This is a genomic window from Microbacterium sp. MF43 (assembly GCF_012847295.1).
Lineage (GTDB): Bacteria > Actinomycetota > Actinomycetes > Actinomycetales > Microbacteriaceae > Microbacterium.
In genome coordinates, this window is the sequence record NZ_JABBDY010000001.1 from 550,134 (window position 1) to 574,203 (window position 24,070).

The following is a 24,070-nucleotide window of genomic DNA, read 5'->3' on the forward strand; positions in this document are numbered from 1 at the left end:
CTGCTCAAGACGAGGCGGAGAACACCCGCTCGCGGATGGCCTGCTGCACCTGGCGCCGTGCCGTCTGAATGTGATCGACGAGGAGCGTCGCTGCTCGTGCTGCATCGCCGACACTTACGGCGTCGGCGATGGCTCGATGCTGTGCAGCGGCCGCCGCAAGCGGACCGGCAGCGAGACCTTCGAGCGCCACGACGCTCATGCGCTCGTGAAGCTGCTGCACTCCGGTCAGCATGCTCACGAGATACTCGTTGCCTCCGGCGACGGCGATGCTCCGGTGGAACGCGGCATCCGCGACGGCGAACTTCACGGTGTTCCCCGAGCCCGCCGCCGTCATGGTCTCGGCAGCGGCTGATGCGATCGCCTGCACCTGCGCGGGGGCGGCCCGCTCGCAGGCAAGGCGGACGGAGAGCTCTTCGAGAGCGACGCGAATCTCGAAGAGGGAGTGGATCTGCTCGGGGTCGGTCGGCCTGAAGTGAGCGAATGAGTCGCTCCAGATGGAGTGAGGGGCGTCGGCCACATAGATGCCGCGACCCTTCTCGACGGACAGTCGACCGACGGCTGAGAGGACCTTGATCGCCTCACGCACCACCGACCAGCTCATTCCGAGCGACTGCGCAAGCGCCCGCTCGGTAGGCAGACGGTCACCTGGCCCGAGCTGATGCGATGCGATGAGGTCGAGGATGCGGTCTGCGGCGACGAGGTAGCCCGGCCGGTAGCCGGGGGAGTCGCCGGATGCCTCGACGGCGATGTCGTGCGGGGGCATGTCCTCCACCTCTTTCCCTGCGTACTCCACGTCAGGATACTCCGATAGATCGTATCTATCACCGCCGATGAATAAGAAAGAAATGTTGACAATCCCTTCAGGCCACTATCACAATGCTGTGAATGCGGCTATGTCGCGAACAGGGCGCAGAGCCCGGCGCCCCGACGCCGATCTCGCATAGTTCGTAGCAATAGATCGCGGTGTAAAGATCAACGCTGCTCTGTGCACGACGCTGAAAGGCGAATGATGCGTATTTCATCGACGACCGCGAGGATCGCCATCCTCGCCCTGCTGGTGTCGCTGCTGGTTGTCCCGCTTCCGTTCCGCGCGGAGACGGCCCAGGCCGCGTACGCGAGCGGAAACGCACCGTACATCAACACCTGGCTCCTGGCCGGGCCGTTCGCCGGTTCGATCCAGGCCGACCCGGCGACGAGCCCGAGTGAGGGTGAAGACATCGGCGGAGCCGAGTGGCAGTACTTCGACGACCGCCTCTACAACCGCAACCTCGACGACTATCAGGACCTCTATGGTCACTTCAAGATCAAGCAGGGCAAAGCCGTTGCCGACGACATGGTGGCCTATGCAGTGGTCTATGTCCACAGCTCCACGGCCCAGTCGGCGAAGTTCAGGATCGGATCGAGCGGAACGCACGAAGTGTGGATCAACGGGACCTCCGTGGGCGCACTTTCGACCGCCGTCGAGGCGCATAAGGACACCTCCAGCTACGACATCTCGTTGACGAACGGCTGGAACCGGGTGCTTGTGAAGCAGGTGAAGACTCGCGCCTACTTCTGGGGGTTCTACGCGCGCATCACCGACGCGAACGGGGATGCCGTCACGGGTCTCACCTACTCGACGCAGCCCGGCGGGGGCGCGCTCGGAATCAACACCAAGGGGCTGTCCTTCACAGCGAATGACATGCCGACGGCGTACACCGAGTGGCCGTACGTGTGGACCACGTCGAATCGGGGCACGCAGACGTGGCGCCCCCAGGCATCGAAGTTCCGCTTCTACGGGCAGGGCGGGACGCCCGGCTACACGTGGGCGATCACCGGCGGCACCCTCCCGAGCGGGCTGACGCTCGCCAGCGACGGAACCATCGATGGCACGGTCTCGGCAGACCCGGGTGAGTACACCTTCACCGTCCGCGTCACCGACGGTGCGGCGGACACCGCCAGCAAGAGCTTCACGATCGTGGTGAAAGAGCGACCGAACGCGTGGATCCAGCACGCGGGGCAGGTTGCCCTCGTCTCCGCCGGCGCCGCGTACACGGCGACCTTCGACCCGAACTTCTCCGCGGACCTGTGGGCGGAGCGCATGAAGCAGCAGGGGATCGGCGCGGTGTATTTCGAAGCCGGCCAGCAGTCCTCGGTCTGGTGGCCTTCGTATCACCAGGCGGCGCCGACCGCGGACTACATCACGCCCTACATGGAAGCCGTGAAGCGACATGGCATCCGCTGGGGCATGTACTACCCGTCCGAGGGCGCGGGAAACAAGCACTTCACATCGAGCGGGTTCGCCCGGGACATCGAAGACCTGATCACCCGCTACGACAACCCCCGACAGTGGTTCTTCGACGGCAATCCACACAATCGCGGAAACCTCGACGCGATGTACAGCATCGTCCGCGCCTATGGCGACGACGCCGTCATTCTCTCGAATGATGTTCCCGAGCAGGGCGACACCGACCTGAAGGTGACCGAGAACGTCCGGTATTGGGACAACGCGCTGGGGACCGCGCAGCCGTGGGCGACGCCCGACAACAAGTTCACCGTCATCGACGCATGGCGCCACCCGTTCACCACGACGCTGGACCTCTGGCGGCCGTACCACGGCTGGCAGGTGCGCGATGACTGGAGGAACTTCGCCAAGGCGCACATCGTCGAGATCGCGACCGGTCAGATGGCCGACTTCGATCAGGCGATCACCATGGCACGTGGTTCGGGGGGCGGGGCGAACCCCTCCTCGCCGCTGACCGCGTTCCCGGAAGACGCTCAGAAGTTCATCGACATGCACGACGGTTACGCAACGTGGATCAACTCGCGACTCGAAGCACTCACGGGGACGGAGCCGGGTCCGCTCGCCGCCTCGAACTGGGGATTCTCCACGCACCGCGACAACGTGATCTACATGCACGTCCTCGACGCGCCAGCGCCGATCAGCAAGACCGGCATGCCCGGGGGCGACTCCGTCACGGTGGGCCCGGTCGCCGACACGGTCACCGACGTGTCGGTCCTGAACGGACCGAGCCTCCCCTTCACTCAGACGGGCTCGAACGTGACGATCACCACCACGGGCGTGGTCATCGATCCGATCGACACCATCATCAGGATCGAGACGGACAAGGCGTTCACGGGCTACCCCCTGACCTCGGTGAAGGCGACCGCGACGGAGACCGGCCCCTCGACCGCCAAGGTCGCTGTCGAGGGATACCTCAACGAGTACATCGCTCTGAAGGCGGACCTCACGGACGGGGAACGTGCGAGCGTCTCCTACTCCACGGACGATTCGGCGGTGGCGACAGTGAGCTCGGCGGGTGTCGTCACGGCCGTCGGCCAGGGTGACGCGAGTATCACGGCCGAGGTCGAGTATGACGGAGTCACGAAGTCCGACAGCATCACCGTCGAGGTGACAGCGGGGAATGCCATCCGCGTCACCGACACCATGATCGGTGCCGTCGCGCGACTCGACGGCAAGGAGGCCTACTTCGGGAAGCTCTACCACCAGAACGCCTCCGCGACGATGACCATCGAAGGCCGCGGGGAGCGCGGTGGGAAGCTCGACATCACGCAGGCCACGGTCACCTACGAGACGGACAAGCCGGACCTGGTCGACATCACCAGCGGCGGCGTCGTCACCGCGAAGACCTCGGTGACCTCTCCCCAGCGGGTGGCAGTCTGGGCCACAGTGTCTCAAGACGGCGAGAGCGTGACGACGAACAAAGTGAGTCTCGACATCACCGACGAGCGAATCGTCAGCGTCGGGAAGGCAGCGACGTCGAGCGGCGCAGCCAGCGGCTTCGGGGCATCGAAGGCCAACGACGGTGTCGCGTATCCGGCAGACGGCGGCGACGGCTCGAAGTGGAAGGCGAGCTCCACCACCGGTGCGTGGTGGCAGGTCGACCTCGGCACGACACAGAGGATCGCCTCCCTGGACGTGCACTTCAATCACCGCAACGATCACTACGTGAATCTGCCGAAGTCCGTGACCTACCAGGTGAGCGACGACGGCGTCGCATGGACGACAGTCATCCCCGCGTCCGTCAACGTTCCCGTCGACGGCGGCTACAGCGCGATCGAGCCGACAGAAGTCACGCTCGGTGCCGAGGGCCGCTACGTGAGGCTGCTCTTCGAAGAGGGCGCGAAGGGATCAGGTGGGATCGACCTTCTCGAGGTGACCGTGTGGGGCAAGGACGTGCTCCCGCGTGCGAACTACGCACTCGGCGCAAGCGTGACCGCATCGTCCTCTCTGCACGACGGCGCGACGCCCGGGCGTGCGACCGATGACGTGGTCGGCGCGTACGGGAATGGCGAGTGGGTGTCCTCCGGCGAGGCGAACCCCTGGATCAAGCTCGCGTGGCCGACGACGAAGACCATCAACACCGTGGTCCTCTATGACCGCACGCACGGCTCCGAGAACATCAACGGCGGCGTCCTCACTTTCAGCGACGGCACGAGCGTTCAGGTCGCCGCGGTCCCGGTGAACGGTGGCGCCAAGCACATCGAGTTCCCCGACAAGACGGTCGATTGGGTGAAGTTCCAGGCATCGGGCGGAACCGGAGTCAACAACGGTCTCTCCGAGATCCAGGTCTTCGACCTTCCACCGAACATCGCCCCCGACGCGACTGCTTCCGCGTCGTCCCAGTACAACGCGAACTACGCGGCCGCCAAGGCCATCGACAACGTCATCGGCGCGAACGGCACCGGCGAGTGGGCAGCGCTGAACCAGACAAATCCGTGGCTCAAGCTCGAGTGGCCGTCTTCCCGAAAGATCGAAGGCGTCGTGCTCTACGACCGCGTCAACGGGTCCGACAATGTGAACGGCGGGACGCTCTCGTTCAGTGATGGGACGAGCATCGAGGTGTCGGGGATCGACGGTGCCGGGGCGCCGCGTGAGGTCGCGTTCCCCGAGAAGACGGTCACATGGGTGACGTTCCAGGTCGCGGGTGGGACGGGCGTGAACAACGGTCTCTCCGAGATGAGGGTCTACGGCGAACACGTGGCGCCGCCCACCAATGTGGCGCCGTCGGCCACCGTGACCGCTTCGTCGCAGTTCAACGCGACCTACGTGCCGGCCAAGGCCACAGACGGGATCATCGGCCAGAACATCACGGGGGAGTGGGCATCCCTCGGCCAGGTCAACCCGTGGATACAGCTCGACTGGTCATCCTCGCAGGCTGTCGACCGAGTAGTTCTCTTCGACCGAGTGAACGCCACTGATGACATCAACGGGGGCACGTTGACCTTCAGCGACGGCACGAGCGTCGCGGTCACCGGCATCGACCCTGCAGGAGCGGCCAAGGTGGTCACGTTCCCCGAGAAGACGGTCACCTGGGTGAGGTTCCAGGCAGCGGGCGGGACCGGCTCCAACAACGGCCTCTCCGAGATTCAGGTGTTCTCGGCGGTGAACGGACGCCCGGCGGACTACCGCGCCATGTGGGGCTTCAACGACAACGCCAGCGACAACAGTGCCAACGACCTCGATGCCACGCTGGCGGGAACGGCCGGCTACAGTTCGACAGCACCCAAGGAAGGCGGGGCGTCGCTCACCCTCGACGGGTCCAGCGGCGCGAAGGCGACGGCGGGCCTGGCGAGCACTGCGGCTGACAACGTCACGCTGTCCGCGTGGGTCAAGTGGAGCGGCGCCACGACAGCGCACCAGATGATCCTTGTGAACGGCAACACCGCGTCGAGCGGATATGCACTCTTCCTGAATCAGGCAGACAGCAACAGGGTGTCGATCCTCGTCGCCGGCAACGCGGTCGCCGCCTCCCAGACGGCGCTGACCAGCGGTCAGTGGACGCACCTGGCCGCTGTGCGGCGAAACGGCACCTGGGTGCTCTATATCAACGGTGTCAGCTCGCCGATCAGCCAGAGCGGCGCTGCGCCCGCCACGCCTGCCGGCGGGACCGTGATCGGGAACGATCAGACCGGCAATCACGGCTTCAAAGGATCGATCGACGACGTGCGCATCTACAACCGTGCGCTGACAGCGGCGGAGATCACGAAGCTGACGAGTTGATGACGAAGGGGGAACCCGGCGCGGGGGCGTGCCGGGCCGCGAGTGCGGGAGACGGCGGATGCCGCGCCCCACGTGGGACGCGGCATCCGGATTCCGTGCTCAAGCGTTGGCGTCGGCGCGCTTGGGCAGCACCCACCCGGCCCGCGGGAAGTGACAGGTGTACCCGTTCGGGATGCGCAGGAGGTAGTCCTGGTGCTCCGGCTCGGCCTCCCAGAACGGCCCCGCGGGCTCGATCGTGGTGACGGCCTTGCCCGGCCACAGTCCGCTGGCGTCGACGTCGGCGATCGTGTCGCGAGCGACCTGCTCCTGCTCGGGCGTGAGCGGGAAGATCGCCGAGCGGTAGCTCGTGCCGATGTCGTTGCCCTGGCGGTCCTTCGTGGACGGGTCGTGGATCTGGAAGAAGAACGCCAGGATGTCGCGGTAGGTCGTCTGCGTCGGATCGAAGACGATCTCCACCGCCTCGGCGTGCCCGGGGTGCTTGCGGTACGTGGCGTGGGCGTTCTCGCCGCCGGTGTAGCCGACGCGCGTCTGCAGCACGCCGGGCTGGCGGCGGATGAGGTCCTCCATGCCCCAGAAGCATCCGCCGGCGAGGACCGCCGTCTCGGTGCCGGGGGTGCGGGTGATCTCGCCGGTGTCGAAGGGACCGCTGGTCATGATGCGTGCTCCTGATTCTCGCGGGGGAAGAGGTGTCGGTAGTCGCCGTAGCCCTCGGCCTCCAGGTCGGAGGCGGGGACGAAGCGCAGTGCGGCCGAGTTCATGCAGTATCTCAGGCCCCCGGCCTCTCGGGGGCCGTCGTCGAAGACATGCCCGAGGTGGCTGTCGGCGCCGGACGAGCGCACCTCGGTGCGGCTCATCCACAGGCTGCGGTCGCTCTTGGTGGTGACGGCATCTGGCTCGATCGGCCGCGTGAAGCTCGGCCATCCGGTTCCGCTCTCGTACTTGTCGACGGACGAGAACAGGGGCTGGCCCGAAACGACGTCGACATAGATGCCGGGCTCGTGGTTGTTCCAGTACGGATTGCGGAAGGGCGGCTCGGTGCCGTCCTCCTGCGTGACGCGGTACTGCGCGTCGGTGAGGCGGCGGAGCGCCTCGGGGGTCTTGCGATAGTCGGCGGGATTCACGGTGTTCCTCCTCTGCGACGTCGCTGGCTGCGGCGTCATAGAGGGAGAACGGATGCCTCGCCGGTTTTGGTCCCGCGAAGCTGGGAGCGAGCTTCGAATCCGGGTCGCCGAGACGGTCGTCACAGCGTGCGACTGCTCAGGACCTCTGTCGCTGCGATCTTCAGGGTTCCGTCCTCGTCGACGAGACGGTACGCCGTGACCTCCTCGACCACCCGCCCGTCATTGAAGCGATACGTCACGGCTGCTTGCCCGGAATCGGGGCCGGTTGCCTGCACATCGGCGAAGGACACCTCTGAGACCTGCGACCAGAACGCCTCGTAGCCGCCCCGCCCGCCGGCGTGGTTCTGCTGGTAGTCCGCTGTCATCAGTGGCCATGCCGCGTCTCGCCCCTCGGGCATCATGGCGTAGTACCCGGAGATCGCGGCGACCACGCGCTGCTCGGGAGTGGCTGTCGCCGGCGGCGTCACCGGTGCGGGAGTCGATTCCGCGTCTTCCTCGGGGTCCGCGGGAAGGGTCGGCGACGGCGTCGGCTGGCGCGTGGCGCCCTCGGTGACGGCCGGGGACGGACGCGCGGGCTCGGCCTGCCGCGCGGTGTTCCCGGGCCGGGGGACGAGGAGGAGGACGAGGACGACGACCACCGCCAGCACCGCGAGACCGCCGGCGACGAGCGCCGCTCGCGAGCGACCGCCCCTCTGTCGAGGCGGGCTCGGCCCGCCGGACGGCGGCGGCGCAGGGGCAGTCTCCGCTGTCGCGAGCGGCGGCCGGGCACCTTCGACGGCGGAAGGGCGAGCCTCCGGATCCGCCTGCTCGGGGGGAGTGAAGGGGACCGTGGGAGTGGTCGCCGCGGCATCCGTCTCCTCGTCGGACGCGCCGACCGACGCGCCGGCGACGGTCGCCGCGGCTACCGCCGTCGCCTCGAATCCGAGGGTGACGAGTCCTTCGGTGACGGCCCGGGTCGACCGCGGCTCATCGGCGAGGGCACCGAGCTCCTGTTCGACCGACCGCATGGTGGGCCGCCGCTTGGGGTCGCTCGCGAGCATCTTGCGCAGGAGCGGCGCCAGGGGCCCCGCATGCCGGGGCGCCGGATAGCCGCCGCGCGACACGCGGTGCAGGAGCGCCATGTGGTTGCTGTCGGTCCCGAACGGCGGTTCCCCTTCGACTGTGGCGTAGAGCGTGGCGCCGAGCGAGAACACATCCGAGGCGAAGCTGGTGGGCAGTCCGCGGGCGACCTCCGGCGCGAGATACGCCGGCGTGCCGTGCACGATCCCGGTCGCCGTGATCGTCGCGTCTCCGAGCGCATGCGAGATGCCGAAATCGCTGATCAACGCCGACCCGTCCGCCGAGACCAGGATGTTCCCCGGCTTCACGTCGCGATGCACGATCTTGAGCGCGTGAGCCGCGGCGAGAGCCGAAGCGACCTCCGCGCCGATGCGGGCCGTCTCGAGGGGAGTGAGAGATCCGTGCTCCCGGAGCAGGTCCGACAGCGGCGTGGACTCGACGAGCTGCATGACGATGCACGGCTGACCGTCGTGTTCGATCACGTCGTAGACGGTGACAGCGTGCGGATGGTGAAGCCCCGCGGTGATCCGCGCTTCGCGCATGGCGCGACCCGTCGCCCGCTGACGGTCGTCTTCACTCAGTTCGGGCTGTGTCCGCAGCATCTTCAGGGCCACCGGACGCTGCAGGCGCGTGTCCCACGCCTGCCACACGATCCCCATGCCGCCCGCGCCGAGCATCTTGGCCAGCCGGTACCGGTCGGCGACGAGTGCGGGTGGAGTGCTCATGATGGTGCGCTGTTCGGGAGGTGGTGCGCTGCTCGGGAGGCGGCGCACGGACGGTGGGCGTCGTCCGAGAGTCGCGCATCGATGCGGCGCACCCCAGGGGGTTGCATCCGCTGCGCGGGTATGAAAGGCCGCGAGCGTCGTGCTCGTCCGGCCGAGCGCTAGGAGAGTTCGCGAGCGACCGCGACGAAGTGCGGAAGCGCCCGCTCGATCGTCTCCATCGTCGCGGTGAGTGAGATCCGGAAGTGCTGCGGCTGATCGAACAGGGTCCCGGGCATGGGGAAGACACCGCGTGCGGCGAGGGCATCGCAGAAGGCGGCCGCGTCGCCGCCGGGAGCCTTCCCCCACAGGTAGAAGGTGCCTTCGGGGCGCGTGACCTCGACGCCGGCATCGACGAGCGCGCCGTACATGCGGTCGCGCTTGCGGGTGAGCTCGGCCATGTCGAGCGAGAGTCGCTCGAGGTCCGGGACGGCGTACTGCATCACCGCGTCGGGAAAGCCCCAGCCGATCGCCAGGCCGAGCGGCATCATCGCCGCCCGCAGTTCTTCTCTGTCGGCGGGGGGCAGCAGCGGAGAGAGGGCCAGGTACCCGATGCGCTGTCCGGGCGCGAGCAGCACCTTGGCGTAGCTGTAGCCGATGACCGTCCACGGGTACGATCCCGCGGGGCTCGCGAAGGGAATGTCGTCGAACCGGATGCGCCGGTAGGGCTCGTCCGACACGATCCAGATCCGGTGGCCGTGGGTGGCGGATGCCTCGCCCAGCGTCGCGGCGAGAGCATCCCACGTCGCCTTCGGGAAGACCCGCCCGGTGGGGTTCGACGGCGAATTGACGACGACGATCCGGGTGCGCGGGGTGATGGCGCGAGCGATCGCGTCGATGTCGAGGTCGAACGTGACCGGGTCGAGCGATGCGCGCACCGGCACGAGGTCGGCGATCAGGAGCATGGGCTCGTAGCAGAACCAGCCGGGCACGGGGATCACGACGTCGTCACCGGGGTCGGTGAGGAGCGCGAACGCGAGCTGGAGCGCGCCGAAAGCTCCCTGGGTCATCGCGATGTCGGCGGGCTCGAAGGGGAGACCCAGCTCGTCGCGCAGCCCGGCGGCTACGGCATCCTGCGCCTCCTGCTCGCTCGTCTTGTACGCGAACCAGTCGACCGACTGCGGCTCGAGGTGCTTGCGGATCGCGGCGGCGAGGCCCGGCAGGGGGAACTCGTGGGGGTTGCCGAACGTGAAGTCGAGCGCGTCGGGCTCGGCGGTGAGACCGTTCATCTTCGCGAGGAAGTCGGTGACGACGTCGACGGACGCCTTCGCTCCGCTCGCGCGCGCGGACATGACCATGGTGAACCCCCTTGTCCCCAGTGCTGCGGTCAGCCTTTCAGCGGGTGCCCGCGCGCGTCAACCGCCACCGGTGCGCGGCTGGCGCGGCGATCGGCGTCTTCCCGGTCGGGCAGCGCCCGCGCAGTGCGCCCCGCTTTTACCAGCAGGCCGGATCGTCTGTCAACGGGAAGTTGTCGACGGATGCCTCGGCATACTCTTGCGGAGCAGTGATGCGCGGTGCGGTCGAGGGTCGGTATTCGGGTCCGGTCAATCTCCTGCAGCAGCGCGATGGCCCCGGCGGGCGGGCACCCGCCCGGGGCCATCACTGTCTCCGGCGGCGGGCGGCGCTACGCTGGCCCGGTGCACCGCGTCTTCAGCCTCAGCTTCGCCAAGGTGTATCCGCTGTACGTCGCGAAGGTGGAGAAGAAGGGGCGCACGGTCGCCGAGCTCGATGAGGTCATCGAGTGGCTCACCGGATTCGACGACGCGCGCCTGCGACACCACCTCGACGCGGGCACGACCTTCGAGGACTTCTTCGCCGACGCCCAGCTCAACCCCGCGGCATCGGCCATCACCGGCGTGATCTGCGGCATGCGCGTCGAGGAGATCGAGGATCCCCTCATGCAGAAGATCCGGTACCTCGACAAGCTCGTGGACGAGCTCGCCAAGGGGCGACCGATGCACAAGGTGCTCCGCGCGGCCTGAGGTCGGCTGATACGGTCGGGATCGCACGGGCCGGCGAGCAGGGGAGTGAACGTGGCGGAGCGCAAGAGCTGGGTGCTCGTGGACGGCGAGAACATCGACGCCACGCTCGGCGGGTCGATCCTCGGACGTCGGCCGCAGCCCGACGAGCGCCCGCGCTGGGACCGTCTCCTGTCGTTCGTCGCGGAGCGCTGGCAGCAGCCGTCGCAGGGGCTCTTCTTCCTCAACGCCAGCTCGCACCTCCCGATGCCGTTCGTGCAGGCGCTCCTCGCCCTCGGCTACCAGCCGGTGCCGCTGTCGGGTGCGCCCGACGAGAAGGTCGTCGACATCGCGATCCAGCGCACGCTGCGCGCACTGGCCGATCGCGACGACGATGTCGTGCTGGTCAGTCACGATCGCGATTTCGTCGATGACCTCGGACGCCTCGCCGGCGGGGAGCGCCGCGTCGGCGTGCTGGGGTTCCACGAGTTCCGAAGTGCCGAGTTCGGCGCCATCCCGGGAGTCGAGCTGTTCGACATCGAGTACGACGCGGACGCGTTCGACGCTCCGCTGCCGCGCGTCCGCGTCATTCCGATCGACGAATTCGACCCGACCGCCTTCCTGCGCTGACCAGAGTCCCGTCGTGGTGGTTCGGGGCGGATGCCTCGACCTGACCGACTCTCCAGGTGGCGGGCGCGGGTGGCGTCACGGAGGAATGTCGTAGGTATGTTCTAAAGTCGAGCCATGTTCATCGCAGGCGATTCCCCGGTCCCGGTGCCGGACGCCCTCGATCGCGTGATCGAGATCGCCGACTACATGTCGATCATCGCCGCCCAGCGGCTGGAGCGGATCGACGCCATGCGTCGAGAGGCCCTTGCCGAGGCGGCGGCCTTCGGGCGTGAGCTCACGCCCGTCGTCGAGCGCGGGATCCGCCTCGAGCTGGCCGCGGCCCTGCGTGTCACCGAATACGTCGCCGACGACCTGCTGCACCTCGCCGAGGCCCTCGTCCAGCGATACCCGGCGGTGCTCGATTCGCTCGCCGGCGCGCGGGTGACCGAGCAGCACGCGCGGATCCTGGTGTCCAGCCTCGATGCCGTCGAGTCGGAGCTGCGCGGCATCCTGCTGCCCGACGCGCTCGCCGAGGCCGAGGCGCAGCCCGTCGGCACGTTCCGCCGGCGCCTACGCGCGATGATCGACGCTGCGCGGTCGGTCACGCTCGCGCGCCGGCACGAGGAGGCGCTCGCGCATCGACGGGTCGCCATCGAGCCTGCCGAGGACGGAATGGCGTGGCTGCACGCGCTGATCCCCGCGGTCGAGGCTCGTGCGATCCATTCTCGTGTGACCGCGATGGCCAAGGCGATCGCCTCTCATCCCGACGAGAGCCGCAGTCTCGACCAGACCCGCGCCGATGTGGTGTGCGATCTCCTCATCGAGGGTGACACCGCCGGGCACCCGGCGGAAGCGCGAGGCATCCGTGCGACGGTGGCGGTCACCGTGCCGGCGCTGGCCCTTCTCGCCGCTGATGACGACGAGCGCGACCGCCGCGGGCATGCGCCGGCCAGCGTCGAAGGGATCGGCCCCATCCCGCTCGATGAGGCCAAGCGGCTCTGCGCAGGAGCGGAGGGATGGATGCGGGTCCTCACCCACCCCGAGACGGGCGCCGTTCTCTCGGTCGGTCGTGACCAGTATCGACCACCGCCGGGCATGCGTCGGCTGATTCGCTGGAGAGCGGGGAGATGTATGGCGCCGGGGTGCGGAGTGCCTGCGTCACGATGTGAGATCGATCACACGGTCGCGTGGCAGGACGGAGGACCGACGTCGCTGTTCAACGCGGCCCCACTGTGCACCGGGCACCACACCGTCAAGCATCACGGGGGTTGGACGGTAGAACAGGTCCCCGGGAGCGGCGGCGCGCTGTTGTGGACCTCGCCGGCGGGCCGCAGATACCTCGTCCAGCCCGAGCGCCCGCTTCCCGTGTTCCGTCCCTCCTCGGCAGCGGATGCGCCGTTCTGACGCCCGAGGACGCGCCGTGCTGACGCCCCCGGGTCCCCGGTGCGCCGTGCTGACACCCCCGGATGCGGGGCTGGCCACGGTGCTGATCCTGACCGCAGACGCGCAGAGACCCCAGGGAAGCCCCGGGGTCTCTGCGAACGGACTGGACTCAGTACCAGCCGACCGACTGCGAGTGCGACCATGCGCCGCACGGCGAGCCGTAACGGCCCGAGATGTAGCCGAGGCCCCAGCGGATCTGGGTCGCGGCGTTCGTCTGCCAGTCAGCGCCGGCGCTGCCCATCTTGCTGCCGGGGAGGGCCTGCGGGATTCCGTACGCGCCGCTCGACGAGTTGTAGGCGCGGTAGTTCCAGCCGGACTCCTTGTTCCACAGCGAGACGAGGCACGAGAACTGGTCGCCGCCCCACCCGTAGCTGCCGAGCATGCTCCGCGCGATGGCCTGCGCCTCCGCCGGGCTTGCACCGCCGCCGGCGGGAACCGGCGCGGAACCGCCACCGCCCGAAGACGACGACTGAGACTGCGACTGGGCGGCCTCGGCCGCCTGGGCGGCTGCGGCTTCCGCCGCCGCCTTCTCGGCGGCCGCGCGGGCCTCCGCCTCGCGCTTGGCCTTCGCGGCCGCCTCACGCTCGGTCTTCAGCTTCTTCGCGGCGTCGAGACTCGCCCGCAGATCGGCGACCTCGGCTTCGACCGACGCGATGAGCGCCGTCACGTCGTCGGTGAGATCCGGCACGAGGGGAGCGGGCAGGTCCAGGCCGCCCGCGAGGCGCTCAGCGGCGGCGCCGAGCTTGGAGGTGTCGATGGTGGTGTCGGTGTCGCCGAGGTCGAGACCCGATGCCTTGACATCCGCGGTCACCGTGGCGGCGGCCGCGATCGTCACGTCGGCGACGTCCAGCGCATCATGCGCGGCGATCGAGATGGGGTCTGACCCCTCCGTCGTCACGGCGACCGTCGGTTCGGTCGGCATCGTGAAGGACGCCAGGGCGAACGTGCGGTCCGGACCGGCGGCTTCCGCCTGCGAGAGCGGCGCGGCCGTGGCCACACCGGCCGTCGCGAAGAGGCCGATGGCGAGGCCGGCGCTGACGATGGCGGTTCGCCTCTGCTGGCGCCGGCGGGCGCTGCGGGCACGACGAAGACGGGCAGAAGAAGAGCTGGAGCGCATGAAGTAAACCGAGTTCCGTATCGTTTGCTGCGCCGTTCGGGTGGCGCCATCGTGCCTGCCAGGCGGGCACAAGTCCCCGAGTCTGCCTAGCTCGTCTGGACGGTTCCGGTGCGTTACCTGAACGTTACATGGGAGTCCCGACGCCGAAAATGGCTGATCAGCGAGCCTGCCGAGGCTCGAATAAGGGTGACTCGCCCGGATCGGGACGCCCGAGTGAGCGGGGTGCTCACCGGATCGCGCGCCCCCGAACGACCTCGGGGCTCACCCGAATCGGTAGTGGTCGGCGCTCGCGTTCACCCACCCGGCGAAGCGCCGCGCCGAGGCATCCGCTCCCGCGGGAATCGCGACCGCCCAGACCTGTGCAGCACCCGTGACCACCAGGTACGTCAGGTCGCGGCGCACATCCCGGTTCAGGGTTCGCGGCGTGATGGCGCCGCCCGTTCCGACCAAGCGACGCTCGACGGCGTGGCGTGTGAAGGCCGGACTGCGCAGGAGCGCATCCCCCGAGTCCACGGACGCGCGCACCGAGCCGACGGGCTGGCTGAGGTCGCCCAGATGAATCCAGCGGTCATCGAGGACGACCCCTGCGAAGTCCTGCTCCCGCCCGCTGTAGCGCACCGCGGTCGTCCACTGCCTCCCGTCCCACCAGCGCTCCCTGCCGCGCTGATCGTCGTACCACCCTGCGGGCGCGACACCGCTGCCGGCGGGGGCGGGGCCTCTGTGGAGTTCGGTGCGGTCCTCCCGCAGGTCGATGTACTCCTCCGTCCATCGCGCGCCGTCCCACCAGCGCTGCCTGCCGGTGCCGTCGTCGTACCAGCCCGGGGCCGGCTGCGTGTTCATGCCACGAGGGTAATCGCGTCACGCCCTCCCTGTCCGGGATCCGGCGTAGCCTGGCCGGGTGCCCGCCGATCCGACCTCGCAGAGCGCCCGCGACCAGCTGTCGGCGCTGGCCGACGTCGCGGCTCGCGATCGCCCCGGCTTTCCGCAGTTCGCCTCACTGCCCTCCAGTACGCGCGCGCGACCGGCAGCGGTCCTCGTGCTGTTCGGGGTCCTCGACTCGCTGCTGAGCGAGCGCGACCACGCGCGCGCCGTCTCGCGCGACCTCGACGTGCTCCTGCTCTCCCGTGCCTCGACCCTTCGGTCGCACGCGGGGCAGGTCGCTTTCCCCGGCGGTCGGCTCGACCCCGACGACGACGGCCCTGTCGGCGCCGCCCTGCGCGAGGCGCGCGAGGAGACGGACCTCGACCCGTCCGGGGTCGAGGTGCTGGGCACGCTCGAGGATGTGCCGCTCGTCTACTCCCAGCACCTCGTGACTCCGGTGCTGGGCTGGTGGCGGCATCCGTCCCCGGTCCGCGTTGTCGACCCGGCCGAGTCCGCCGACGTGTTCCGCGCTCCCGTCGCCGACCTGCTCGACCCTGCCCATCGCGGGTCGACCGTGATCCGCCGCGACGGCCAGGAGTGGCGCGGACCCGGGTTCCTCCTCCCTGGACCCGACGGCGACCACCTCGTCTGGGGCTTCACCGGGATGCTGCTGGACGGACTCTTCGACCGGCTCGGGTGGACGGAGGCGTGGGATGCCTCGCGCGAGCTGCCGCTCGAACGGGCAGGGTTCGACGAGTCCGAAGCTCGCTCGGGAAGGTCCACGCGCTGACGCCTGCGGGCCGTGACCCTGCCCGGTTCCGCGCGGGTGGACTAGCCTCGTCCGCGTGACGCACCGGCTCACCCGCGACGAGGCCCGCAGGATCGCCGTGCGCGCCCAGCTGCTCGACGCCCAGCGTCCCGGCGACGTCATCGAGGTCGCGGAGCAGCTCGGCTACGTCAAGATCGACCCGACCGCGACGATCGCACCGTGCGAGCACACGGTCCTGTGGTCGCGCATCGGATGGTCGTACGAGCCGGGTCAACTGCAGAAGGCGGTCGAGATCGACCGTCTGCTGTTCGAGTTCGACGGCGCCTTCCGCCCGATGAGCCTGCTCCCGCTGATGCGTCCGGCGATGCGCCGGTGGCCTCAGCGGGAGAGCAGTCGGCAGTGGCTCGAGGCCAACGCGCGCTTCAAGGCCGACGTCCTCGACCGCCTCCGAGCCGAGGGTCCGCTCCTGGCGAGCGAGATTCCCGACACCGCGCAGGTCGACCGCGCGCCGGACGGCTGGTCGGGCCGCAACCAGGTCCCCCACATGCTCGACTTCCTGAGCAGGCAAGGGCTGGTGGCGATCACCGGCCGCGAGGGAAGGCACCGGCGCTGGGATCTGGCCGAGCGCGTCTACCCGGCCGACCTTCCCGAGATCGAGCCTGACGAGGCCGATCGACTCCTCGCGGAGAGGCGACTGCAAGCCGTCGGCATCGCGAAAGCCCGCTCGCCCTGGTCGCAGGTCGGAGATGCGGGCGAGCGAGCGACGGTCGAGGGAAGCAGGTGGACCTTCCGCGTCGATCCTGAGGCGCTCGCGGCTCTCGACGACGAGGACGCGGGCGGCCGTGTCGCGTTCCTCAACCCGTACGATTCTCTGCTCTTCGATCGCCCTCGGCTGGCGGAGATCTTCGAGTTCGAGTACGTGCTCGAGCAGTTCAAGCCCAAGCCGCAGCGGATCTACGGCTACTTCGCGCATCCGATCCTCCTGGGCGACCGATTCGTGGGGATGCTGGACGCCGAGGTCGATCGCGAGCGCGATGCGCTCCGCGTGAACGCCGTCCACGAATTCCTGCCGCTCGAGCCGGAAGAGCAGGAGATGGTTCGCGCAGAGATCACGGACCTCGGAGAGTGGCTCGGGCTGCCCGTCACCGGTGTGTCGGAGCGCGCGGTGTCGTAGATTCCCACCATGGATCGTTCGGTGCCGAACCTTCCGTCGCGCGAGTTCGACGCGACGATCGTCTTCTACGGCGGCTTCGGGTTCGAGGTGGCCTACCGCGACGGCGGATGGCTCATCCTGTCGCGTGGCGGTGTGGTGCTCGAGTTCTTCCTCGCGCCCGAGCACGATCCGTACGAGAGCTGGTTCATGGCGAGCATCCGCGTCGCCGATCTCGACGGCCTGTACGCGGCCGTGCGAGACAGCGGCGTTCCCGAGCAGACCATCGGCATCCCGCGGCTGGTCCCCGTCGCGCTGCAGGAGTGGGGGCACCGCGCGGGATTCCTGATCGACCCGGACGGCACGCAGCTGCACCTCATCGAGGACGCCGGCTGACGCGCTCCCGCCGCGCCGTGACGACCGCGGTTTCGTCAGCCCCGCGTCCCCGTCCATCCGAGGGCCGGGGCGACGTGGGTGGCGAACGCCTCCACGATGCGGAGGTTGAACTCGACGCCCAGCTGGCTCGGGATCGTGAGCATGAGGGTGTCGGCGGCGGTGATCGCCGCGTCGTCCTTCAGCTGCTCGATGAGCACGTCGGGCTCGGCTGCGTAGGTCTTGCCGAAGGTTGAGCGCATGCCGTCGATGACACCGATCTGATCGCCGTCCTGGCGCCCGCCGAAGGTGAGGTGATCCTCGGCCGTCATCAGCGGGAAGATCGACCGGCTCACCGACACCCGCGGCTCGCCGGTGTGTCCCGCCTCCCGCCAGGCGGCGCGGAAGGCGTCGATCTGCTCGGCCTGCAGGATGTCGAACGGGCGTCCGTCCGCAGAGGTGAGCAGCGTCGAGGACATCAGGTTCACGCCGATGCGTCCTGCCCACTCCGCGGAGTCGCGGTTGCCGGCGCCCCACCACACGCGCGATCGCAGGCCGGGTGAGTGCGGCTCGATGCGCTGCATGCCCGTCGCACCGCCTCCGAACGGCGAGGAGGAATCCCGCTCGGCCAGTCCCTCGCCCTCGATCGCGCGAAGGAAGAGGTCGAAGTGCGCGCGCGCGATGTCTGCCCCGCGAGGATCGGTTGATCCCGTGTACCCGAACGCCTCGTACCCGCGCACGACCGTCTCGGGTGACCCTCGGCTCACGCCGAGCGCCAGGCGTCCGCCCGAGATCAGGTCGACCGCCGCAGCCTCCTCGGCGAGGTACAGCGGATTCTCGTAGCGCATGTCGATGACACCCGTGCCGACCTCGATGCGCTCGGTCTTCGCGGCGATCGCGGCGAGGAGCGGCATCGGAGACGACTGCTGGCGCGCGAAATGGTGCACCCGGAAGTAGGTGCCGTCCACGCCGAGCTCGTCCATGCCCTGCGCGAGGTCGATCGCCTGGAGCATCGAGTCGCCCGCGCTGAGCTGACGCCCGCCGCCGAGCGGGCCGTAGTGACCGAACGAGAGGGTTCCGAAACGCTGCATGACGACTGCAACGGTACGCCCGAGGCATCCATTCCGGTGAATACAGCACGTCGGCCTGGTCCCGGCCGGACCGCGCGTGCCTACGATGGCAGGAGGATGGCAGGAGAAGAGGCCGGAGGAGGAGGCGGATGATGCAGGTCCGAGTCGCCGGCGTCGCGCTCGACGCCTCGGGGCAGCACGTCCTGCTGCTCAAGCCCATCGATCAGCTCCCCGGAGACGGCATGGTGCTGCCGGTGTGGATCGGTCAGCTCGAGGCGACCTCGATCCTCGTCGCGGTGGAGCAGGCCGTCGTCCCGAGGCCGCTCGCGCACGACCTGATGCGCTCGATCATCACCGCGCTCGGCGCCGAGCCGGCGCGTGTCGAGATCACCCGGATCGACGACGGCACGTTCTACGCCGAGCTGACCCTCCTCGTCGGCGGGCGTGAGGTCGTCATCGACGCGCGACCCTCCGACGCCGTCGCCCTCGCGTGCCGCACGGGCACCGGGATCTGGGTCGCCGAGCCCGTGATGGACGAGGCGGGCGTGCCCGACGTCCTGACCGAGACAGACGCGAGCGATCGTCTGGACGAGTTCAAGAAGTTCCTCGACGACGTCGAGCCCGAGGATTTCGAAGCGTGATCGCAGGCGCGGCCGAGGCATCCGCCCTCGACATCGCGGCCGCCGTGAGGTCGGCGACGATCAGTGCAGTCGATGTGGTCGACGCGCATCTCGACCGCATCCGCACCGACAATCCACGCCTGAACGCCCTCACGGTGATCTTCGCCGACCGGGCCAGGGCGGAGGCCGAACGCGTTGACGCGGCCGTCGCGCGGGGTGAAGACCCGGGCCCGCTCGCCGGGGTGCCGTTCTCGGTGAAGGAGAACATCGACCTCACCTGGTCGGCCTCGACCAGTGGCTGGCGCGGACTGGCGGACGCCGTTCCCGACCGGGACGCCACGGTGGTTCGGCGCACGCGGCACGCAGGGGCGATCCCCATCGGCCGCGGCAACATGCCGGACTTCGGCATGCGCTGGGACACCGACAACGACCTCTTCGGCCGCACTCTGAACCCGTACGACCCGGCCCGCACGGCGGGCGGCTCGAGCGGGGGAGATGGTGTCGCCGTTGCGACCGGAATGGCCGCGCTCGGACTGGGCAACGACTTCGGCGGGTCGGTGCGCATCCCGGCGGCGGTGAACGGGGTGTTCGGCCTCCGGCCCTCTTTCGGGCGCGTGCCGCGCGCGGCGGTGCGAGGCACGCCGGTCGCGATGACGCTGCAGCAGTTCTCCGTGAACGGCGCCCTCGCCCGCACGGTCGACGATCTCGAGCTCTGGCTCGACGTCGTGGCGGGCTTCGATGCCGACGACCCCGTGTCCCTCGACCTCGATCTGCGTCCGACCGAGGCGCCGCCTCGCCGCGTCGCGGTGCTGCGAAACCCGCTGGGATGGGGAGTGGACCCCGAGGTCGAGGCATCCGTCGAAACCGTCGCCTCCCGCCTCGAGGCAGCGGGCTGGCAGGTCGAGGCCGCCGAGCCGCCCATGCTCGAGCAGGCCGCCGTGCTGTGGCGGCGCCTCGCGTGCACCGACATGCTGCTCACGCTCGATCCGGCCGTCCTGCCCCAGCCGCTCGGGGCCTCGGCGACCGCTTTCCTGCGTGACAGCACCGCCGCCGCGCGGCCGTTCGAGACGGCTGCCGACTACGCCGCCGCGTGGGCGCAGCGCGCCGTGATCGCGGCCGAGTGGCGCCGGTTCCAGCGCATGCTGCCGGTGATCCTGGGCCCGGTGTTCGCCACGCGCGTGCCGCCGGTCGACTTCGATCTGGGGGGACCGGATGCCGCCACCGACGCGTGGCGCAGCCTGCGGCTGACCGTGGCGGCGAACTTCCTCGGGCTCCCCGCCGTCGCGGTTCCGGCCGGGCTCGACAGCGGCGGAGTGCCCCTCGGCGTGCAGCTGATCGGACCCGCGCACGCGGACCGGTTCGTGCTCAGCGCGGCCCGCGACGCCGGTACCCGCAGAGCGTGAGGACTGTTGCGAGACCGGCGGGCGTGCCGGGCCAGTGCCGTTCGATCGCCTCGATCCCGGCGTGGCGGATCGCTGACCTCAGCACGATGGCGACGACGATCGCGTCGTCGGCGAAGCCGATGACGGGAAGGAAGTCGGGCACGAGGTCGATCGGCAGGAGCAGATAGCCGAGGAGGCCGAGCAGCCACCATCGGGTGGCGCGCGGTACGGAGGGATCGGAAGCGAGCCGTTTCACGAGCCGCACGACGTCGGGCACCAGGCGCATGACCGCGCGCCAGTCGACTTCGTTCCCCGCGCGTCGCTGCTGGACCCACAGCACGAGCAGGAGGCTCAGCCACAGCAGCAGCACGCCCCCCAGCACGCCGAGGACGATCGTCAGCCATTCCGGCATCTGGCCTCCTCGGGGTGGCGGGCGGGGTCGGGCGGCGGCGTCAGGCCTCGACGGTGACGCGCCCGGTCTCGACCGGGAACAGAGCGCGCACGGTCAGCCATCCCACCGCCCCGCCGGCCAGCTGAGCCGCGACGAACGGGAGCGCGGACGCCGGCGAGATGCCGGCGAAGGTGTCGCTGAACATGCGGCCGACGGTGATGGCGGGGTTGGCGAAGCTCGTGGACGACGTGAAGAAGTAGGCGGCGCCGATGTAGGCGCCGACCGCGGGCGCGGCGATCGCCGAGCGCCCCGTGCGCACGAGCGCGAACACCACCACGACGAGTCCCGCCGTCGCCACGACCTCGGAGAGCAGGAGCGGCCAGCCGGAGCGCTCGGTGGTGCTCCAGGCGACGGCGGGCTCGCCGAACAGGACGTTGGCGAGGATCGCGCCGCCGATGCAGCCGAGCACCTGCGCGGGGATGTAGGCCGCCGCGACGGCCCACTTCTCGCGATGGAGCGTGATGTCGGCGACGGTGATCACCGGATTGAAATGCGCCCCCGACACCGAAGCGAAGACCAGGATGAGCACCGTGAGAGCGAGGGCGGTGGAGAAGGCGTTCTCGAAGAGCTGCAGTCCCGTATCGCCCGGAGAGAGCCGCTGGGCCGCGATGCCCGATCCGACGACCGCCAGTGTCAGCCCGGCGCTTCCGAGCAGCTCGCCGAGCGCGGCACGGGACGAGTGACTCACGATTGCTCCTCTGGGATGCCGTCGCCGGCCGATCCGGACGGCATGCGTCGATCGTAGTCACATAGATCCCGATCGATAAATCGCGGAGCGCGATCGGCTTCGGCGGCGCCTGTCGGCGTGTGCGCGGATAGACTCCGGCCTATGGGTTCTGAGGAGGATCGCGGCCTGACGGTGCTGGCCGATCCGACGCGAGCGCGCATCCTCCGCCTGATCCGCGATTCCGACGACGGGCGCGCGCTCGTCGGAGAGCTCGCCGAGACGCTCGCGCTGCGACAGCCGACGGTCAGCCACCACATGAAGGCCCTCCTCGCCGACGGAGTGGTCGCACGCCAGCCCGACGGTCGGCGCGTCTGGTACTCGATCGCTCCCGCGCACGCCGACCGCGTCGACGCGCTCCTGGGTGATGCCGGCGCCGGGGCCGCGCCCGACCTCGAGCGCATCGCCGCCGATCTGGCGGAGCGGTATGCCGGGGTCTTCAGTCGCGAGACCGTGCAGGAGATGGTGCGCGAGAGCAGTGAACTGCTGTCGCGAGAGTCGTCCGCGCCGCTCCTCGCGTCGCGCACCTCCGCCTTCGCGTCGGCACGCCTCGACGCGATCCGCCGCGCGGAGGGTGAGCGTCCCGAGCGACCCGAGGTGCTGTTCGTCTGTGTGCAGAACGCCGGACGGTCCCAGCTCGCCGCGGGCATTCTGCGCCAGCTCGCGGGGGAGCGCGTCGTCGTCCGCACGGCGGGATCGGCACCCGCAGGGGACGTGCGCGCGTCGATCGTGCGCGCACTCGACGAGATCGGCGTCTCGCTGGGTGGAGAGTTCCCGAAACCCCTCACCGATGAAGTGGTGCGGGCGGCCGATGTCGTCGTCACGATGGGCTGCGGCGATGCCTGCCCGGTGTATCCCGGGCGTCGCTATCTCGACTGGCCGATCGAGGATCCCGTCGACAAGCCGCCGGCGACGGTGCGCGCGATCCGCGACGATATCGAGCAGCGCGTGCGGCTCCTGCTGCAGGAACTGCTCTGATCCGCGTTTCTTAACCGATAGATATGGGTCTATGCTTTGCGTGAGAGTGAAAGCGAGGCATCCATGTCAGACAAGCCCACCGTCCTGTTCGTCTGCGTGCACAACGCTGGACGCTCGCAGATGGCGGCCGGATACCTGCGAGCCCTCGGCGGCGACCGGGTAGAGGTGCTGTCGGCCGGCTCCGCGCCGAAGGACCAGATCAACCCCGTCGCCGTGGCCGCCATGGCGGAGGAGGGCATCGACATCGCCGGCAACACGCCGAAGGTGCTCACCGTCGAGGCTGTGAAGGAGTCCGACGTCGTCATCACGATGGGCTGCGGCGACGCCTGCCCTGTCTTCCCGGGCAAGCGGTACGAGGACTGGGAGCTCGACGATCCCGCAGGGCAGTCGATCGAATCCGTTCGCCCCATCCGCGACGAGATCCGTGGGCGCATCGAGGCGCTGCTCTCGGAGATCCTCCCCTCCGGACGGGCCTGATGACCGGCGTCGAGGGCTACTCGGCGCTGCGATCGCCCGACGCGATCCTTCACCGGGCGACCGAGCGCCTTGCTCAGAGGTTCGCGGGACTGGTCGGAGCAGAGACGGTCGAGAAGGTCGTCTTCGAGTCCTACGTCGCGCTCGGGCGGTCCGCCCGCGTCCCCACGCACGTTCCGGCGCTCGCCGAGAAGTTCGCCGCGGAACGCCTCGTCGCGCTCGGGCAGGCGGAGGGCCTCATCTTCAAAGCCGTTCCCGAAGTGCTGTACCTCTGCGTGCACAACGCCGGGCGATCGCAGATGGCGGCCGCGATCACCCGGCACCTCTCCGGCGACCGCGTGCACGTGCGCTCCGCCGGGTCTCGGCCGACGGGTGACGGCGTTCTTCCCTCGGTCATCGCGGTGCTCGAGGAGATCGGGATCACCGTCGACGAGGAGTTCCCCAAGCCGCTGACGGACGACGTCGTGCGGGCCGCCGACGCCGTGGTCAGCATGGGCTGCGGTGACGCGTGTCCGCTCTATCCCGGCAAGCGCTACCTCGACTGGGATCTCCCCGATCCGGCGACGCTGGACCTCGACGGCGTTCGCGCCGTGCGCGACGAGATCCGCCTCCGCGTCGTCGAACTGTTGTCGGAGCTTTCGCCGGCGCCGCGCAGCTGACCCCACGTGTCGCGGGGCTCCCTCCCGGTACCCCAAGGGGGTATAGTTCGAGCAGGTTCTCATGAATGCGATCGTGCTCAACCCGGTGCAGCGTCCGCGTGTCTGGCGGTGGGCGGTCGCTGTGCTGTTCACGGTCGGCGTGATGGCCGGGCTGCTCGGGATGCACACGTTCTCAGCCGGGCACAGCGGCCCCGCGGCGGGGGCGATGTCGGTGGAGATCGAAGCCCACTCTCATGGCGACTCCGATCGCGAGGGTGATGCAGGCCTCGGCGGCTGCGCCGACTGCGCGCATCCCGAGCATCATGAGCTCGTGATGGCGTGCGTGCTCGCGCTGCTGGCGACTCTGCTCGTCCTGGTGGTCCCGAGCAGCGCCGCGTCGACGGGGCGCGATGCGCCCTCCCGCCGAGGGCCTCCTGCCATCGTCCGCGCGATCGGGGCGCGGCATCCCTCCCTCCACGAACTCTCCATCAGTCGAACGTGATCCACCC

23 protein-coding genes are annotated in these 24,070 nt (G+C 69.4%); 13 read left to right on the top strand and 10 right to left on the bottom strand.

The window, feature by feature from the left end; all coding sequences use genetic code 11:
* Positions 1–4: 4 nt before the first annotated feature.
* Positions 5–793, bottom strand: a complete 789-nt coding sequence (locus HF323_RS02435; RefSeq protein WP_169580968.1) for an FCD domain-containing protein — start codon at positions 791–793, stop codon at positions 5–7.
* A 216-nt stretch (positions 794–1,009) separates the two neighbouring features.
* Here HF323_RS02435 and HF323_RS02440 point away from each other — a divergent pair, with 216 nt between their 5' ends.
* A complete protein-coding gene (locus HF323_RS02440; protein WP_169580969.1) occupies positions 1,010–6,004 on the top strand; it encodes a discoidin domain-containing protein in 4,995 nt (1,664 codons plus the stop codon).
* 99 nt (positions 6,005–6,103) lie between these two features.
* Here the strand turns inward: HF323_RS02440 and msrA are convergent, their stop codons facing one another.
* The 4 genes from msrA to HF323_RS02460 form a co-directional block, all read right to left on the bottom strand.
* The gene (msrA, locus tag HF323_RS02445) at positions 6,104–6,658 is read right to left on the bottom strand and encodes a peptide-methionine (S)-S-oxide reductase MsrA (RefSeq protein WP_169580970.1); all 555 of its coding nucleotides are present in this window, start codon (positions 6,656–6,658) and stop codon (positions 6,104–6,106) included.
* Positions 6,655–7,125 carry a peptide-methionine (R)-S-oxide reductase MsrB gene (gene msrB / locus HF323_RS02450; protein ID WP_317450968.1) on the bottom strand — a complete coding sequence of 157 codons (471 nt, stop codon included), beginning with the start codon at positions 7,123–7,125 and terminating at the stop codon, positions 6,655–6,657. Before msrB ends, msrA begins: the two co-directional genes overlap by 4 nt.
* A 119-nt stretch (positions 7,126–7,244) precedes the next feature.
* Positions 7,245–8,909 (bottom strand): serine/threonine-protein kinase, encoded by a 1,665-nt coding sequence (locus HF323_RS02455; RefSeq protein ID WP_169580972.1) that lies wholly within the window; start codon positions 8,907–8,909, stop codon positions 7,245–7,247.
* Between the two features lie 158 nt (positions 8,910–9,067).
* Positions 9,068–10,243 (bottom strand): aminotransferase class I/II-fold pyridoxal phosphate-dependent enzyme, encoded by a 1,176-nt coding sequence (locus tag HF323_RS02460; RefSeq protein WP_169580973.1) that lies wholly within the window; start codon positions 10,241–10,243, stop codon positions 9,068–9,070.
* A gap of 339 nt (positions 10,244–10,582) precedes the next feature.
* Between HF323_RS02460 and HF323_RS02465 the strand changes: the two genes are divergently transcribed.
* The 3 genes from HF323_RS02465 (at position 10,583) to HF323_RS02475 (ending at position 12,916) form a co-directional block, all read left to right on the top strand.
* Positions 10,583–10,927: a DUF2200 domain-containing protein gene (locus tag HF323_RS02465; RefSeq protein ID WP_169580974.1), complete on the top strand. Its 345-nt coding sequence runs from the start codon at positions 10,583–10,585 to the stop codon at positions 10,925–10,927.
* A gap of 51 nt (positions 10,928–10,978) precedes the next feature.
* Positions 10,979–11,533: an NYN domain-containing protein gene (locus HF323_RS02470; protein WP_169580975.1), complete on the top strand. Its 555-nt coding sequence runs from the start codon at positions 10,979–10,981 to the stop codon at positions 11,531–11,533.
* 114 nt (positions 11,534–11,647) lie between these two features.
* Positions 11,648–12,916 (top strand): HNH endonuclease signature motif containing protein, encoded by a 1,269-nt coding sequence (locus HF323_RS02475; protein WP_169580976.1) that lies wholly within the window; start codon positions 11,648–11,650, stop codon positions 12,914–12,916.
* A 148-nt stretch (positions 12,917–13,064) separates the two neighbouring features.
* Here HF323_RS02475 and HF323_RS02480 read toward each other — a convergent pair whose 3' ends face one another.
* Positions 13,065–14,072, bottom strand: coding sequence for a lytic transglycosylase domain-containing protein (locus tag HF323_RS02480; protein ID WP_169580977.1), 1,008 nt, complete (start codon positions 14,070–14,072; stop codon positions 13,065–13,067).
* Between the two features lie 261 nt (positions 14,073–14,333).
* Complete coding sequence (locus HF323_RS15355) at positions 14,334–14,912, bottom strand: DUF2510 domain-containing protein (protein ID WP_223169122.1); 579 nt, start codon at positions 14,910–14,912, stop codon at positions 14,334–14,336.
* Between the two features lie 97 nt (positions 14,913–15,009).
* On the opposite strand from HF323_RS15355, the gene HF323_RS02490 reads away from it, so the two are divergent.
* Genes HF323_RS02490 through HF323_RS02500 form a run of 3 tightly spaced genes read left to right on the top strand, consistent with a single transcriptional unit; the run spans position 15,010 to position 17,248 of the window.
* Complete coding sequence (locus HF323_RS02490; protein WP_211160259.1) at positions 15,010–15,723, top strand: CoA pyrophosphatase; 714 nt, start codon at positions 15,010–15,012, stop codon at positions 15,721–15,723.
* 55 nt (positions 15,724–15,778) lie between these two features.
* A complete protein-coding gene (locus tag HF323_RS02495; RefSeq protein WP_169580979.1) occupies positions 15,779–16,876 on the top strand; it encodes a crosslink repair DNA glycosylase YcaQ family protein in 1,098 nt (365 codons plus the stop codon).
* Positions 16,877–16,885: 9 nt separating this feature from the next.
* Entirely contained in the window at positions 16,886–17,248 is a 363-nt protein-coding gene (locus HF323_RS02500) for a bleomycin resistance protein (protein ID WP_169580980.1), read from the top strand.
* Between the two features lie 35 nt (positions 17,249–17,283).
* Here HF323_RS02500 and HF323_RS02505 read toward each other — a convergent pair whose 3' ends face one another.
* On the bottom strand, positions 17,284–18,315 hold the full coding sequence (locus HF323_RS02505) for an LLM class flavin-dependent oxidoreductase (RefSeq protein WP_169580981.1): 1,032 nt from the start codon (positions 18,313–18,315) through the stop codon (positions 17,284–17,286).
* Positions 18,316–18,443: 128 nt separating this feature from the next.
* On the opposite strand from HF323_RS02505, the gene HF323_RS02510 reads away from it, so the two are divergent.
* The gene (locus tag HF323_RS02510) at positions 18,444–18,935 is read left to right on the top strand and encodes a bifunctional nuclease family protein (RefSeq protein WP_169580982.1); all 492 of its coding nucleotides are present in this window, start codon (positions 18,444–18,446) and stop codon (positions 18,933–18,935) included.
* Entirely contained in the window at positions 18,932–20,317 is a 1,386-nt protein-coding gene (locus HF323_RS02515; RefSeq protein WP_169580983.1) for an amidase family protein, read from the top strand. The genes HF323_RS02510 and HF323_RS02515 overlap by 4 nt, the downstream gene beginning before the upstream one ends.
* Here the strand turns inward: HF323_RS02515 and HF323_RS02520 are convergent.
* Both HF323_RS02520 and HF323_RS02525 read right to left on the bottom strand, forming a co-directional pair.
* Positions 20,280–20,708: a DUF1232 domain-containing protein gene (locus HF323_RS02520; protein ID WP_169580984.1), complete on the bottom strand. Its 429-nt coding sequence runs from the start codon at positions 20,706–20,708 to the stop codon at positions 20,280–20,282. The two genes, HF323_RS02515 and HF323_RS02520, sit on opposite strands and share 38 nt — an antisense overlap.
* Positions 20,709–20,748: 40 nt before the next feature.
* Positions 20,749–21,435 carry an aquaporin gene (locus HF323_RS02525; protein ID WP_169580985.1) on the bottom strand — a complete coding sequence of 229 codons (687 nt, stop codon included), beginning with the start codon at positions 21,433–21,435 and terminating at the stop codon, positions 20,749–20,751.
* Between the two features lie 141 nt (positions 21,436–21,576).
* On the opposite strand from HF323_RS02525, the gene HF323_RS02530 reads away from it, so the two are divergent.
* From HF323_RS02530 to HF323_RS02545, 4 genes are all read left to right on the top strand, one after another.
* Positions 21,577–22,449: a metalloregulator ArsR/SmtB family transcription factor gene (locus HF323_RS02530; RefSeq protein WP_169580986.1), complete on the top strand. Its 873-nt coding sequence runs from the start codon at positions 21,577–21,579 to the stop codon at positions 22,447–22,449.
* Positions 22,450–22,512: 63 nt separating this feature from the next.
* On the top strand, positions 22,513–22,926 hold the full coding sequence (locus tag HF323_RS02535; protein WP_169580987.1) for an arsenate reductase ArsC: 414 nt from the start codon (positions 22,513–22,515) through the stop codon (positions 22,924–22,926).
* The gene (locus HF323_RS02540; protein ID WP_169580988.1) at positions 22,926–23,582 is read left to right on the top strand and encodes an arsenate reductase ArsC; all 657 of its coding nucleotides are present in this window, start codon (positions 22,926–22,928) and stop codon (positions 23,580–23,582) included. The genes HF323_RS02535 and HF323_RS02540 overlap by 1 nt, the downstream gene beginning before the upstream one ends.
* 61 nt (positions 23,583–23,643) lie before the next feature.
* Positions 23,644–24,063, top strand: coding sequence for a DUF6153 family protein (locus HF323_RS02545; protein ID WP_169580989.1), 420 nt, complete (start codon positions 23,644–23,646; stop codon positions 24,061–24,063).
* Positions 24,064–24,070: the final 7 nt, after the last annotated feature.